Raw genomic sequence first — 15,101 nt, 5'->3', positions numbered from 1 at the left:
TATACGAGACCGTTGTGTGCAATTTGAGAAAAACTCTGAATTAATGAACATTATTCAAGAACTGACAGAAAAGTATAGCGGGAAATATTCAGAGGGTTTGAATAAAAGTGTAAACAGTCCGATAGGAAAATACGTTTATCAACCAAAAAACGGAATTATAAAAGTTGACGGAACTAAAATTAGCATTAACCTGAACGAAGTTGGCGGAGCAATGCCTGTAACTGAACCGTTTCGAATTACCTTACATTTAGACAAAACATACAAAACCGAATTAACAATATTCCCAATCGATTCGTGGAATAAATTTTTGAATTTTCTTTTCCCAAAAAGACGAGCATTTGTTCCTAAACCGATTTTAAAACAATTTTGGTTTGGCGGAAATATTGACTTGCTAAAACAACTCGCATCTGATAAATATTTTTGCGAAAAAATAATAAACGAAAGAATTTATATAGAAACTGGATTTAAAACAGCCGACCGAATAGTATTAACGCCTGAATATGGAATTAAGGATATTGAGCAATTTGAAAAGTATGTTTCTATACTTAAATCAATTGAAAAAAAGATAAAAACTGCACACAACAATGTATAACCGCAATTACGGCGGATTCGACTACGTCCGAATCCACTCGGAATTGCTAACGCCAGTTCTTAACCGAAAATTATTAACTTTAATCCCGTAACTGACGGTTATACGAGACCGTTAGGCAACATATGAAACCGACTTCAGAACTATATAATAAATCATTCCGAATTCTATTCTTCGACGAAATGTGGGAATATGAAAAAACAATATCGGAATTGAATGAAAAACTGAAAACGGAGAAAAATAGCAATGCGTATAATAATTTAGGAGTTGCTTATTTTGAGATTGGACAACTTGAAAAAGGAATTGAAAATCTGAATTTAGCAATTGAATTTGATAAGCGGAATTCCATAGCTTACTCAAATCGTGCGGAATTGAATAAAAAGTGGAATAAAAATCAAGACGCTGAAAATGATTGTGGAAAAGCAATCGAGTTAAATCCAAAAGATGCAACCTTTTGGAGATGTCGAGCTTATTTGAGAAAGGAAAATAGAGAATTAGAAAAAGCGTTATCTGACTTTAAACAAGCAAAGAAATTAGAACCAAAATTTCAACCGACTATAAATGAAATTGTGAAATTGGAAAAAGAACTCGGAATCGAACCGAAAAGTTGGATTGAAAAACTAATTGGGAAATGAAAATACGTTGCCTAACAATGTATAACCGCAATTACGGCGGATTCGACTACGTCCGAATCCACTCGGAATTGCTAACGCCAGTTCTTAACCGAAAAATAGTAACTTAAAACCCGTAACTGACGGTTATACGAGACCGTTGTGGGTAATTTGACCAAACCGAAATGCAAGAATCAAAAAGACTAAATTTCTTAAAATCTTATCTAAAATTATACGGAGTTGAGAAAATTGAATTGACAAATGAAACGGTTGACTCAATTGGCGGAATTGCAATCTATGATGAAAATGACCCTGAAGAAAAGCAGGAATTTATTTGGCATAAATCGGAAAAAGAAATTCCTTCACCTGAATTAAACATTCTGATTGAAAAAATTGTTTCGGAAAAATGGCATAAGGGAGACAAAATTTCTGAACATATTGAGGAATTGGCATTTGAGGAATTTGACAACTCAACTAAAGAAAAAATTCTAACTGAATTATTTGACGTACGAATTAGAATGGTTGATAACGGAGAGGAAACAGACTCTTATTGGGTACATTACTGATTAAAAAACTGAATATGAAAAATAAAAAACTACCCACAACAATGTATAACCGCAATTACGGCGGATTCGACTACGTCCGAATCCACTCGGAATTGCTAACGTCTGTGCTAAACCGAAAAACATTATCTTTAATCCCGTAACAGACGGTTATACGAGACCGTTGTAAACAATCTACAAATGAAAAACTTTAAATACATTCTCTTTGCTCTAGTAATAATTATATTATCATGCGAATCAGATGATGATAACCTATCTACTGAAGAATTATTGATTCAGGGAAGTCCTTGGATATTCGATCGATATGAGTTGTCATATATTATAAATGACTCTGGCCTCAACCTCTCTCAATCTGAAATCGAGTCCATTACTAATGCAAAAAATGCTGGAGCACGGATTTCTTTTAAATCAGATTTCACGGGTTGGGGACAAAGTCCTACCGGAACATATTCTTCGTTTGAATGGCTAATTACTAATAATGGAAAACTCGACTTTAATCCAGGTGGGGCATCTTCTGAGTTTGTTACTTTTGGAATTACTGGAGATGAGCTTTTTTTCGAAGGAGAAGACCAAATCCCAGACCCAAATCAACCCTTAATTAAGTTATTTCACTACGGTAAGTTTTTTTACAAATAGACTGTTTACAACATTGTATAACCGCAATTACGGCGGATTCGACTGCGTCCGAATCCACACGGAATTGCGAGCGTCCGTGCCAAACCGAAAATCGCTACCTTTAGCCCGCAACTGACGGTTATACTTCCCGTTACCACACATTTGAAAAAAATTCTGTACATATTGACAATTTTAGTTTTCGGAACAACATATTCTCAAGAAAACAAAACTACCGATTGCAACTTGCAAGAGGAAAATAGAGTATGGAAAATGAAATTTGAAAAAGCGGAATCAAAAACTGAACGGATTGAATTGATAAAAGCCAAAATAAAAACTGACTCAATATATAAACAATCTGAACTCAAAATAAAAACTGCTCATTCACCGACAATAATTAATGAACACGAAAATCAATATGGAACTGAATGCGGATGTAAAATATTATTTGTTTTACATTATAAAAATCGAAGAGCGATAATTGTAAACTTGAATGAAAAACCTGAATTGAGTGTTGTGATTGACAAACTGAACCCTGAAAATGTTGCGCAAATTTGGTCTGAATTTAAAGAAGAGATTGCTGGAACAGTTTATGGAGTAGCTGGAAAATGCGGATTTGTACAAATGAAAATAACCGACAGAAAATTAAGACGACTAATAAAAAACGTGTGGTAACAATGTATAACCGCAATTACGGCGGATTCGACTTCGTCCGAATCCACTCGGAATTGCTAACGTCTGTGCTAAACCGAAAAGTCTGCGTATATTAACCCGTAACTGACGGTTATACGAGACCGTTGTACCCAATTTAAACCGAACTCAATCTGAATGTATAGTGTTGAAGAAATAAGAGAAAACTACAAAGGGTTTTCAGATTCAAAAATTGAAAATATTGCGAGAAATGAGTCTAAAGGATTACGAAAAGAAGTACTCGGAATTTTAAAAGAGGAAATCGAAAAAAGGAATTTAGACGAAAGACTCATTACTTGGGTAGATGCGGAAACTAATACACTAACTGACTTTGAAAAGCAATCGTTAATTAGAAATATAGAAAATCTAAAATGTCCAAATTGTGGATTAAAAGAAACCAAATTAATTGGACAGGAATTTAACACAATCGTTTCCATAATCCTTTTGTGCAATGAAACAACCGAAAACAGAATTCTATGCTCGAATTGTGGCAGAAATAAAAAAATAAAATCTTTTGTAATTAATTTATTGGCTGGATGGTGGTCAAGACGTGGATTTTTATTGACACCTTATACTTTGATAAAAGACACGATTAACCTCTTTTTCAAAAAGAAAATTAACGATAGAATAATTGCAGAGTTTATCGAACAAAATAATGGAATGTTCAGATTACACGGAACGGATGATGAGACTTTGTTCGGATTAATCTCTTGGCATAATAACGATTACGAAATTCCAGAAACAGAAGAAAATAACGAAAATGAATAAAAAACTGGGTACAACAATGTATAACCGCAATTACGGCGGATTCGACTGCGTCCGAATCCACTCGGAATTGCTAACGTCTGTGCTAAACCGAAAAATTTGCGTACTTTAACCCGTAACTGACGGTTATACGAGACCGTTAGCCACAATTTGAAAAAAACATTATGAATAACGAATTCCACTTAAATCAATTAAACAGACTTCTTGAAAAATATCACGAATATAGAAGAACATCGGAATACAATGATTTGAGTGATAAGCCGAAAATAGATAGGCAAAGTTTGGTGACAAGTTCAATAGCCGCAATTCATAGAATTACTGGGGAAAATTCTACTTACAGTAAAGAAATAAACAAAATTCAAGCATTAAATCCTCACTTACATAAACATACTTCTGACATTTTAGGTGTAGTGAGTTCACTAAAAGATGACATTGAGAATGGCTATTTACAAAGTTTGGTTGAACTCGTTCATTCAAATGTATTTTCGGATTTTTTAGAAATGTCTAACCACTTGAACGAAACAGGATATAAAGATGCAGCAGCAGTTTTGGCAGGTTCAACATTAGAGAATCATTTAAAACAACTTGCTACAAAGAATAATATTGATTTACTAGATGCAAAGGGAAATCCAAAAAAAGCAAGTAATATAAATGTAGAGCTTACAAAAGCGAATATTTATGAAAAACTTGACAATAAGAATGTAACTGCTTGGCTTGATTTAAGAAATAAAGCTGCACACGGTAATTATGATGAATATAATTCAGAACAGGTGAAATTATTCATCTCAAGTATTCAAGATTTTATTACCAGACATAAGGCATAGAATGAGACAAAAATTACATCAGGAAATAAAAAAACTGTGGCTAACAATGTATAACCGCAATTACGGCGGATTCGACTACGTCCGAATCCACTCGGAATTGCTAACGTCTGTTCTTGATCCAAAAATTAAGTACCTTTTACTCCATAACTGCGGTTATACGAGACCGTTGTGCTTAATTTAACAGAATTGCGAAAAAACAAATTAAATAATAAAATCATATTAATTCTAACATTCTTATTCGGACTGATTTCCTGTAACTCTTATAAAAATCTTCCAAAAGGACAATCGAATATTTCATTTCATTCTGCATTTGAAAACGATACCTTGAATGTAAAAGTTAATGACAGTATACGATTAAAAAATCACCAAATTGAAATGATACCTGAATGGGGAATCTCTAAAAACGCATCGATTTATGTTGACGGAAAAGAGTTTCGAGTATCTGGAACCTACAAAACAACAGAAGTAATTGACAAAGAATTTGGTATCGAAATAAATCGGACTTTAGAATTTGATACAATTTTAAAAGCTAAAAATGGACGATATATTGACATCGGAGCGAATGAAAAACAAATCTTTATTGTTCAATCAAAGAAAGTTACAAAAGTTGAATAAAAAACTAAGCACAACAATGTATAACCGCAATTACGGCGGATTCGACTACGTCCGAATCCACTCGGAATTGCTAACGTCAGTGCTTAACCGAAAATTATTAACTTTAAATCCGTAACTGACGGTTATACGAGACCGTTGTAAAACATTTTGACCAAATGAATCGCATCTTTCCAATTCTGGGAATTTTAATTATACTGATTAGTTGTAAATCAACTAAAGTCGGACAGAAATCGGAATTTAATTTGGAGAACGATTCTGTAAATCTTTATGCTTTTGTCGGAGAAAAAATATCTGTAATTGAATTTGACCCAAATGAAAATAATACTCGAATAGAAATTGACTCAATAACTGGAGATTCAATTCGGATAGTAAGTTATGTTATGGATTACGGATTCAAAAACAAATATAGAGTTGTTAAAAATGTGTTTAACGACTTGAAAACAGACACGATTGAATTTGTTGCTTATGACCATTATGGACGTCCAGGATTTGAAAATTATGAAAACGTGATTTTGTACATTTCCTTGAATGAGGAAAAAGGTCATTATTATCATCAAAAATATCAATATGACCCAGTACAAAAAACAAAAAACGGAATTTGGAAAGGACTTAATGGAGAAAGCATCGAAAAGCTGTTTAACGAAAAGAAAAAAGGAGTACTAACCGCTCGTGGATTATTTGATGAATAAAAAACGTTTTACAACAATGTATAACCGCAATTACGGCGGATTCGACTTCGTCCGAATCCACTCGAAATTGCTAACGTCCGTGCTTAACCGAAAAACATTAACTTTAAATCCGTAACTGACGGTTATACGAGACCGTTGGGCACAATATGAACAGATATCAAATGAAAAACTTAATTATTGGAATTTTATTTATCTCAACTTCTGTTTTTGGACAGGAGTTTAATTTTGATATTCACAACACTTCACTCTCTGAATATTTAAAAATGGAGGAAAGTTTGGGAAGCGAAAAAATTCCGACAACGTCAAATCACGTTTCCTTTGGAGGAAATGCACAACCAATTAAATATTTAAGAAAAGAAAAAGTAATTCCCGAATTAACTGCTTTCTACTTTTTCAAAAAAGCTGATTCAACAATGTCTTATGTTCTTTACGAATGGGACGTTTCGAATTTTGAGAAACGAGAAAACAATCAAAAATCGGAGAAATTTCAAAATGCCTTAATTGCAAAATATAAAGGACTCAAAAAAGAAATTTCAAATGAGTTTGGTAAACCCAAAGTTAAAAGTAACTATTCAAATCTTGCTCAGTATGACCTAAAGGATTTTTTTGAAGAGAAATCTACTTGGAATCCTAACGATAGTACAGAAGTAGAATTATACTCAATTGCATCTAATCATTACGAGAAAAAAGGGGCAATGACAATTAATCCTACACACAGAATAAGACTTTATATCAGAAATCAATCAAAGGAAAAGGAAAAAAAAATTCCAAAATTGGACGAGAAAAAACTGGCTGAGTTAGAAAGAATAAAGTCTGACTTTTTTACGGCTTTGAAAGCCAGAGATTTACCAAAATCAAAAGAATTTTTATCGGATTTAATTCTTGAAAAAGTAACTGACGAACAAATTAATATGCTGATTGACAATATTAATTTTAACAAACAAACGGAATTGATTTATAGCGGAGTTCAAATGGGGTTTAACGGAAGTATGTTCACACTACTTCAGTATAAATATTCAGATGACAATTCAAGTCCGCCAAATGAAATGATAAAGTTGATTTTTGACGATAAAGACAAAGTTGTAGGAATACAACCAATTAAAATGCAAAGTAAAACAACTAATTAAAAAATACTGTGCCCAACAATGGCTATAAGTAATTGCTTGTTCTCGCCTGCTTCTGAAAATCCTCTCGGATTTTCAGTTTGGTGTGTACTTGCAAAGTTAAGTGTTAACCCACGCAACTACTCATAGCCGGAGCCGTTGCCAACAATATGAAAAAAATTCTCGATAGCCGAATATACAACATAATCGGAATTTTAGTAGGAACAATAATTGCGTGGATTATTGCAATGTGGACTGACTTGCCAGCGAGTTCAAATCACGGCGGATTTATTCCCTTAATTTATCCACCTTTCATCGGAATTTTGATGGTTGTCGGATATTTAATCAGCAGACTGATAACCAAAAAATATAATTGGATTATTAGCATTATCGGAATAGTTTACATTCTACATTTTGCGATTGATTTTAATTTAAGTTATGCCTAAAAAAATAACCAAATGGACTTTTCTAAAAGGCTATTTATTAGTCTATCTGACTTGTTGTTTGATTTTTACAGTTATCAAATGGAAAACACTCTCGTACGAAGAAGGTTGGGGAGTTGTTTATATGGTTGCACTAATCGGACTTGGACTTTTTGGATTGGTAATTGACTTTATTTTGACTTTAATAATCAAGAATAAAAAAATACTCAACGGAATTGGAATTTTAATAGCTATCGGATTTTCAATAATGTTGATAATGGAATTTAAACAATGACTGAATTAATAAAATACTGTTGGCAACAATGTATAACCGCAATTACGGCGGATTCGACTACGTCCGAATCCACTCGGAATTGCTAACGTCTGTGCTAAACCGAAAAATTTGCGTATTTTAACCCGTAACTGACGGTTATACGAGACCGTTGTGTACAATTATGAAAAACCTACTTTTCTATATAATCATTGGAGCTTTATTTGCAAGTTGTTGCGATAAACCAGAATTATTGAGCAATGGTTTGACCAAAAGTGTAAGTGAAATAAATGAGTACATTGTCAATTTGGACGATGAATCTACAGTGTTGGACACAATGACGCACACTCAAAAAAAATACAATGAAAATGATAAATTAATTAAAAGAGTAAGCAGGACTTTTTTCGACAAAGGACAAATGGAAATTGACTATTTCTATGATTCAAATAATAAAATCCAGAAAGAAATTGTTACTATGTCCGATACAACAAAATTCACTGTAAATTATTTTTATAAAGATTCTTTGCGATATCAATCAAAAGCAATTAATGAAAATGAAACCGAAAAATTTGTTGGAATCGAAACTTATTTTTATGATAACAAAGGAAATAGAGAAAAGTCTACGTCTTCACAAATTTTTGTTGACTTGATCTCGAATGATACTATTACAAATTCAATAAATACGACTTATTATAATTCTGATGAATTAATAGAAAGTACAGAAAGCTTTCATAAAGGCAAATCCGACAGAAATCAAAAACGGAAATATGAATATGACTGTCTGACTCTGATAAAGCAAACAGTTTATAATCATAATGATTCTCTGATTTCAATCATAACGTATGAATATAAGCTGGATGAATATGAAAATTGGACTGAAAAGAAAATAATAACTGATGGAATTGCGAAAAGGAAAATCATCAGAAATTTAAAATATAAATAACTGTACACAACAATGTATAACCGCAATTACGGCGGATTCTACTACGTCCGAATCCACTCGGAATTGCAAAAGTCCGTGCTAAACCGAAAAATTAACGCTAATTTAACCCGTAACTGACGGTTATACGAGACCGTTGTGTGCAATTTGAGAAAAACTCTGAATTAATGAACATTATTCAAGAACTGACAGAAAAGTATAGCGGGAAATATTCAGAGGGTTTGAATAAAAGTGTAAACAGTCCGATAGGAAAATACGTTTATCAACCAAAAAACGGAATTATAAAAGTTGACGGAACTAAAATTAGCATTAACCTGAACGAAGTTGGCGGAGCAATGCCTGTAACTGAACCGTTTCGAATTACCTTACATTTAGACAAAACATACAAAACCGAATTAACAATATTCCCAATCGATTCGTGGAATAAATTTTTGAATTTTCTTTTCCCAAAAAGACGAGCATTTGTTCCTAAACCGATTTTAAAACAATTTTGGTTTGGCGGAAATATTGACTTGCTAAAACAACTCGCATCTGATAAATATTTTGCGAAAAAATAATAAACGAAAGAATTTATATAGAAACTGGATTTAAAACAGCCGACCGAATAGTATTAACGCCTGAATATGGAATTAAGGATATTGAGCAATTTGAAAAGTATGTTTCTATACTTAAATCAATTGAAAAAAAGATAAAAACTGCACACAACAATGTATAACCGCAATTACGGCGGATTCGACTACGTCCGAATCCACTCGGAATTGCTAACGCCAGTTCTTAACCGAAAATTATTAACTTTAATCCCGTAACTGACGGTTATACGAGACCGTTAGCCATAATTTAAAAAGAATGAAAGTCAAACCATTAATATTACTGATTTCAATTTTCACTCTAACTTCTTTCTCGACTAATAAAAAGAGTTTTGAAGGAATTATAACTTATAAAACGGAAATCCGATTTAAAAAAGAAAATTTTCAACATCGTGATTATTTTGAGCAAAAGTTCGGAGACACATTAAAAGTGTTTTACAATAAAAATGGTGATATTTTTAAAAAATTCTTAAATACTGGAGATCGAGGATATGATTTCAATCTTTATTTAAATTCCAATAATCACTATTATGCAAAGTGGAAAAATCTGGATACCATCTATCATTACAATGTTTCTGAACAAACATTAGATTTTGTCAATAAGACCACAGGACAATCAGAAAAAATTTTAGGAAAAGAATGCGATTTTATACAAATCGAAGGATTTGAGCCACAAGGAAAGCAAACTGTAATACAAAAATATTCATATAGCGGATTTCCCTACCTAGACTCTGATCTTTTTAAAAACTTTTCGGATTTTTATACTAATTATTTGATTGAAAAAGCAAAATCGCCTTTTATGAAAATGGAACTTGATTTAGGAGATTATGTTGTGACATATACCGCTATCAACATTGAGCCGAAAAAATTAAAAAAAAATATTTTTGAATTACCAAATGACATTCCAAAAAAAGAATATTAATCGAATAAAAACTATGGCTAACAATGTATAACCGCAATTACGGCGGATTCGACTACGTCCGAATCCACTCGGAATTGCTACCGTCAGTGCTTAACCGAAAATTATTAACTTTAATCCCGTAACTGACGGTTATACGAGACCGTTGCCCACAATTTGAAAAAATCGCGTGAAAATAATATATTTATCAATATTCTTAATCGGAACAAATCTTTATGCGCAAGATACAATTGTGTATAAAGGAATTTTAAGAAATACTTTTCTGATTGAGACTATTGAACTTTATTCTGACAGTACTTTTAAATGGACGAATGAATATGATTTAAGCTGGAGTGAATATGGAAAATATAAAATAGCGGAAAACAAGTTGATTTTAGACCATTATATCTTTTCAGTTTATCCAGAAACGATGAGTTTAAAAGACAGTATAGCTACATTGGAAAAACCAACACAAACTCGAATTCTCGAAATTGAGAATAATCGGATTTATCCAATGTCGGACAAAGGAAAACGAATTACAAAAATGAAAGACCCGTATTTTAGAAGAAAATGGGGATGGCTATTTGGAAATCGATTTGAATATAAAATAACACGTGAAAAATAAAAACTGTGGGCAACAATGTATAACCGCAATTACGGCGGATTCGACTACGTCCGAATCCACTCGCAATTGCTAACGTCTGTACTTAACTCAAAAATTAAGTAACTTTAACTCCATAACTGCGGTTATACGAGACCGTTGTGGTGCATTTGACCAAAATTGTGAAATGAACAGAAATCATAGAAACATATTAGCTGAAAATCTTCGATATTATCTGTCTGGAACAATAACAAACTTTGAGTTTATGGACAGAATTGAACCGATTTACAAAACGGATGATAAAGGAGTTAGAGCAGTTGAAAATGCATTTTGGTTTTGTTACGACGATTTACGAGAACATAAGAATATTGGAAAACATAAATTGAATGAGGAATCTGAAAATCAAATCAAACGATTTATCCTATTCCTAAAATCGGACAACGAGTATGAGTGGAAAGACCCAAAATTCTCTAATCCGATTAACTGGATTTTGAATTTAATAACTTTCGGACTTTATCCTAAAAACTCGGAAAAAACAGAAACGGAAAATAATGAAATTGGAGACGACCGAGTTTGGCCATTTTTTCGACAAGCCGAATTAGATAATGAAATTAATGAACCTAAATATTTGAATAAAAAAACGACACCACAACAATGTATAACCGCAATTACGGCGGATTCGACTGCGTCCGAATCCACTCGGAATTGCTAACGTCTGTGATAAACCGAAAATTTTGCGTACTTTAAACCGTAACTGACGGTTATACGAGACCGTTGGCATTCATATTAAAGCAACATCCGAAACTTGATTGAAAAACACGAAAACATATCATCCAAATTATCCGCTTAATCAATTCATAGATGTAATTTGGGCAGGCGAATCAGATAATTATGAAATTCAGGCAATTCATCATGCACCTTTGTTTACGGAATTGATTTTCAATTATGGCGACTCGTTTTCTATAAATGGGCAGAATGTTGTGGAATTTAATTTTCAGAACAATCAGCAAATATTATCAGGACTAAAAACAAAACCATTCCTTACACAAATTTCGGGCAAGTATCTTAACGTTGGACTCATTTTAAAACCGTTTTGTTATGGATTAATAGCAAAGCAAATTAACAGTTCAAGAATTGGAAATTTATCTGAAATCTTATTTGAACAGTTTCTTGTAAAAACAAAACCAGATTTAAAGAAAATTGAAATAGAATTATTTACATTATTTCAAAATTCCCACTTGGAAAATGATTTGATAAAATTTGAGACATATCTAAATAAAAATATATCTGAACCAAAGAAAATTAAGGATTTTAATAATTTAATTTCTATTACTCAAAAGAGTTTCATTCAAAAATTCAAGAATACTTTTCACATAACACCAAACGAATATTTAAGGTTAAAACAAGTCAATCACGCAATAATTAAACTTAAAGCCAATAAATATAAAAATCTCACAAGTTTAGGTCTTGACTGTGGCTTTTATGACCAATCACATTTTATAAGAACATTTAAAAAATATAGTGGATTAACACCAAAACAATTTGTGAAAGGGTAAATTCTGTACAATTTCGAGGAGTTGTAATTATTTAATTTTGCACTCAAGTTTAAACAAAGTACAGATATGGATAGAAAAAATAAAGTGTTTATAGCAACAAGTTTGGATGGCTATATCGCAGACAAAAATGGCGGAATTGATTGGTTACATTCTATTCCAAATCCAGACAACAATGATATGGGATATGTTGAATTCTCTAATGGAATTGATGCACTCGTTATGGGACGAACGACTTTTGAAACAGTAATCAGTTTTGATGTTCCTTGGCCTTACACCAAACCTGTTTTTGTGTTGAGCAATAAACTGAAAGAAATACCTGAATCTCATAAAGGTAAGGCATTTTTAGTCAAAGGAACTCTAATAGAAATTTTAGAGCAAATTCATGAAAAAGGACATGAAAGATTATATATTGATGGAGGAACAACAATTAGGAATTTCTTAAAGGAAAATTTGATTGATGAAATGGTTCTCACGACTATTCCGATTTTATTAGGTGGTGGTTCTTCCTTGTTTACTGAATTACCAAACGAGCAGAAATACGAACTGATTGAAACAAAAATCTATCTAAACCAAATAGTACAGAATCATTATAAGCGGAAAAGATAAAATACGAAATGCCAACAACGTGTATAAGCAATAGCGGTTTGAGTGCAAACTCGAACCGTTTTGTCGTTTAAATAAAGTATATTGCTATCTGAAAAGTAGTGCTTTAAAAACCGCTACTGCTCATACACAAAACCGTTGTAGGTAATTTAAGAAACCGTGATAATCCGAAAAGAAATTAAGGACGATAATGAGCTTTATTTGTATTTCAATGACAAATTGATTTACAAAAGATGGTTGAATTATGGATATTCCAAAGTGTTCGACAAAATGGCTTATGGAAAAGGCACTTTTATTAGTATAATCGAAGATAAAAACGGAAAAATTCGACATCGAAGAAAGATTTTCATAAACGGAGAATTTTGCGAAACTAAAGAAGACTTTTGGAATAAATATGTAACGGAAATTGACTCTGAATCTGGAAAATTATTCGGAAAGAATCTTGACGCTTTTAATGACGCAATAACAGCGGAAGGACCTGGGTTTCCAGGAGATTGTATAATTGAAATTATCGGGACTAAAAAACTTGAAAAAGTATTTGGAAAAGAAGATTTTGACTTTATAATCGGACTATTGAGAGATGCAGAATTTGTTGACTTGATAATTGAAAAAGAAAATATGGAATAAAAACTACCTACAACAATGTATAACCGCAATTACGGCGGATTCGACTACGTCCGAATCCACTCGGAATTGCTAACGTCTATTCTTAACACAAAAATTAAGTAACTTTAACTCCATAACTGCGGTTATACGAGACCGTTGTCCACAATAACCTCAACCTCAGCCAGTGATGACCTCGCAAGCTTGTCATAACTGGCTAAGATTTCGGATACGGGTAACGAAACTCATTTCATTCCGTTTCACCTGTTCCCCTAATTGTGGACAACGTCTGGGGGCTATTCTTTTAAAAAACCGCTTGCACCCTCTGAAAAACGAGGGTGACTTTAAATAAATATTAATGTTTAAATAAATTAAATATGAAAACCAAAAAAATTATTAGTGTAACCATCTCAAACAGTGTTGAGTATCAAAAAGATATAAAAACCACCGAATTAACTGAAGTAAATGAATTACTTGAAAATGGATGGGATATATTAAAACAAGACATCGTAGAAAAAGAAGGTTCAGCTCATTTTTCTATTATATATACTCTTGAAAAGTAAACTCAACGTCTGTTTCAGATTCATATTCTGTTTTTTTTGACACTGTAATTCCTAAAATTTAAGTCAAAGTAATTTTTTTAGGTCTTTTGTTGTTGTTAGAAAATTTAGATTTTAATACTGTTGTTTTTTTAAAATAAATTTCATAATTTAAATTTTTAAGTTATTAATTTTAGTTAAAGAAAACCAATGGCAAAAGGACATTGTATTTTCATTTGTTTATAAATAAAAGAGATGAAAATGGAAGCAAAATTACGTGTGGACAACAAGGGCTATATTTCATTGCTCGGGCAATGAGCGGTTTTTGAAAAGTTCGTTGCTTACGTGCCTACTCTCTATTGCCGAAAAAGGCAATAGACAGGCACACGCAACGAAACATAGCCCCCAGACGTTGTAGGTAATTTAACCCAAATATGAAAATACCGTTTTACATTCTAATTTTAGTTTTCTTTTTAAGTTGTAAATCGATAAAAATAGTTTCGGAATTGGAATCGATTTCTAAAAAGACGGAAATGGAATTTTATGAAAACGGATTTTTAAAAAGTATCGGACAAATTGACTCGGATTTTTTATCTAAAGCGGCTAGAATTGGATTATGGAGTGAGTTTTACGAGAATGGAAAACTCAAAGAAACTGGAGAATATAAAACTGACTCATATGTGAATTGCTGTATTGCTGGACCTTGTGATATAATTTACAGCTACAAAATTGGAGAATGGAATTATTATCACGAAAACGGACAATTAAGAGCCAAAGGAATTTACAAAATTGACAAAAAACACATTGAAACGACTTGCGAAGGTGGAGACGAAATAAACATTGGATTTCTAAATGAGAATTGGAAATTCTATGACAAAAACGGAACTGAAATAAAGCCGACTGAAAAGGAAATAAAAGAACTAGAGGAAGGTGGAATCGTGGACGAATTTGATGTAATGGGAAAATGAAAAAACTACCTACAACAATGTATAACCGCAATTACGGCGGATTCGACTACGT

General features: G+C 32.4%; 21 protein-coding genes. All 21 read left to right on the top strand.

Annotated features, from left to right (window positions below):
• The first annotated feature begins 43 nt into the window (after positions 1–43).
• The 21 genes from INR76_RS06100 (at position 44) to INR76_RS06000 (ending at position 15,049) form a co-directional block, all read left to right on the top strand.
• Entirely contained in the window at positions 44–592 is a 549-nt protein-coding gene (locus tag INR76_RS06100; protein ID WP_223109774.1) for a hypothetical protein, read from the top strand.
• A 122-nt stretch (positions 593–714) separates the two neighbouring features.
• Complete coding sequence (locus INR76_RS06095; RefSeq protein WP_223109773.1) at positions 715–1,224, top strand: tetratricopeptide repeat protein; 510 nt, start codon at positions 715–717, stop codon at positions 1,222–1,224.
• Between the two features lie 161 nt (positions 1,225–1,385).
• Positions 1,386–1,766 carry a hypothetical protein gene (locus tag INR76_RS06090; RefSeq protein WP_223109772.1) on the top strand — a complete coding sequence of 127 codons (381 nt, stop codon included), beginning with the start codon at positions 1,386–1,388 and terminating at the stop codon, positions 1,764–1,766.
• A 177-nt stretch (positions 1,767–1,943) separates the two neighbouring features.
• The gene (locus tag INR76_RS06085) at positions 1,944–2,399 is read left to right on the top strand and encodes a hypothetical protein (protein WP_223109771.1); all 456 of its coding nucleotides are present in this window, start codon (positions 1,944–1,946) and stop codon (positions 2,397–2,399) included.
• A 162-nt stretch (positions 2,400–2,561) separates the two neighbouring features.
• Positions 2,562–3,050 carry a hypothetical protein gene (locus tag INR76_RS06080; RefSeq protein ID WP_223109770.1) on the top strand — a complete coding sequence of 163 codons (489 nt, stop codon included), beginning with the start codon at positions 2,562–2,564 and terminating at the stop codon, positions 3,048–3,050.
• Positions 3,051–3,203: 153 nt separating this feature from the next.
• Positions 3,204–3,833: a hypothetical protein gene (locus tag INR76_RS06075; RefSeq protein WP_223109769.1), complete on the top strand. Its 630-nt coding sequence runs from the start codon at positions 3,204–3,206 to the stop codon at positions 3,831–3,833.
• Positions 3,834–3,994: 161 nt separating this feature from the next.
• Positions 3,995–4,654 (top strand): hypothetical protein, encoded by a 660-nt coding sequence (locus INR76_RS06070; protein WP_223109768.1) that lies wholly within the window; start codon positions 3,995–3,997, stop codon positions 4,652–4,654.
• Positions 4,655–4,822: 168 nt separating this feature from the next.
• A complete protein-coding gene (locus INR76_RS06065; RefSeq protein ID WP_223109767.1) occupies positions 4,823–5,269 on the top strand; it encodes a hypothetical protein in 447 nt (148 codons plus the stop codon).
• A gap of 242 nt (positions 5,270–5,511) precedes the next feature.
• Positions 5,512–5,958 carry a hypothetical protein gene (locus INR76_RS06060; RefSeq protein ID WP_223109766.1) on the top strand — a complete coding sequence of 149 codons (447 nt, stop codon included), beginning with the start codon at positions 5,512–5,514 and terminating at the stop codon, positions 5,956–5,958.
• A 161-nt stretch (positions 5,959–6,119) separates the two neighbouring features.
• Positions 6,120–7,085, top strand: coding sequence for a hypothetical protein (locus INR76_RS06055; RefSeq protein WP_223109765.1), 966 nt, complete (start codon positions 6,120–6,122; stop codon positions 7,083–7,085).
• Positions 7,086–7,231: 146 nt separating this feature from the next.
• The gene (locus INR76_RS06050; protein ID WP_223109764.1) at positions 7,232–7,507 is read left to right on the top strand and encodes a hypothetical protein; all 276 of its coding nucleotides are present in this window, start codon (positions 7,232–7,234) and stop codon (positions 7,505–7,507) included.
• Positions 7,508–7,938: 431 nt separating this feature from the next.
• Entirely contained in the window at positions 7,939–8,697 is a 759-nt protein-coding gene (locus INR76_RS06045) for a hypothetical protein (protein WP_223109763.1), read from the top strand.
• Between the two features lie 164 nt (positions 8,698–8,861).
• The gene (locus INR76_RS06040) at positions 8,862–9,251 is read left to right on the top strand and encodes a hypothetical protein (protein ID WP_223109762.1); all 390 of its coding nucleotides are present in this window, start codon (positions 8,862–8,864) and stop codon (positions 9,249–9,251) included.
• Between the two features lie 289 nt (positions 9,252–9,540).
• On the top strand, positions 9,541–10,203 hold the full coding sequence (locus INR76_RS06035) for a hypothetical protein (protein ID WP_223109761.1): 663 nt from the start codon (positions 9,541–9,543) through the stop codon (positions 10,201–10,203).
• Between the two features lie 166 nt (positions 10,204–10,369).
• The gene (locus tag INR76_RS06030) at positions 10,370–10,804 is read left to right on the top strand and encodes a hypothetical protein (RefSeq protein WP_223109760.1); all 435 of its coding nucleotides are present in this window, start codon (positions 10,370–10,372) and stop codon (positions 10,802–10,804) included.
• 241 nt (positions 10,805–11,045) lie between these two features.
• Positions 11,046–11,492: a hypothetical protein gene (locus tag INR76_RS06025; protein ID WP_223109759.1), complete on the top strand. Its 447-nt coding sequence runs from the start codon at positions 11,046–11,048 to the stop codon at positions 11,490–11,492.
• 97 nt (positions 11,493–11,589) lie between these two features.
• Positions 11,590–12,336 (top strand): AraC family transcriptional regulator, encoded by a 747-nt coding sequence (locus tag INR76_RS06020; protein ID WP_223109758.1) that lies wholly within the window; start codon positions 11,590–11,592, stop codon positions 12,334–12,336.
• Between the two features lie 66 nt (positions 12,337–12,402).
• Positions 12,403–12,942, top strand: coding sequence for a dihydrofolate reductase family protein (locus INR76_RS06015; RefSeq protein ID WP_223109757.1), 540 nt, complete (start codon positions 12,403–12,405; stop codon positions 12,940–12,942).
• 267 nt (positions 12,943–13,209) lie between these two features.
• Positions 13,210–13,566, top strand: a complete 357-nt coding sequence (locus INR76_RS06010; RefSeq protein ID WP_223109756.1) for a barstar family protein — start codon at positions 13,210–13,212, stop codon at positions 13,564–13,566.
• A 353-nt stretch (positions 13,567–13,919) separates the two neighbouring features.
• Positions 13,920–14,105, top strand: coding sequence for a hypothetical protein (locus INR76_RS06005; protein WP_223109755.1), 186 nt, complete (start codon positions 13,920–13,922; stop codon positions 14,103–14,105).
• Between the two features lie 410 nt (positions 14,106–14,515).
• Positions 14,516–15,049, top strand: a complete 534-nt coding sequence (locus INR76_RS06000; RefSeq protein WP_223109754.1) for a toxin-antitoxin system YwqK family antitoxin — start codon at positions 14,516–14,518, stop codon at positions 15,047–15,049.
• The last annotated feature ends 52 nt before the right edge of the window (positions 15,050–15,101 follow it).

The sequence above is a fragment of the Marixanthomonas sp. SCSIO 43207 genome (assembly GCF_019904255.1).
GTDB lineage: Bacteria > Bacteroidota > Bacteroidia > Flavobacteriales > Flavobacteriaceae > Marixanthomonas.
This window is presented reverse-complemented; position numbering and strand designations above follow the sequence as displayed.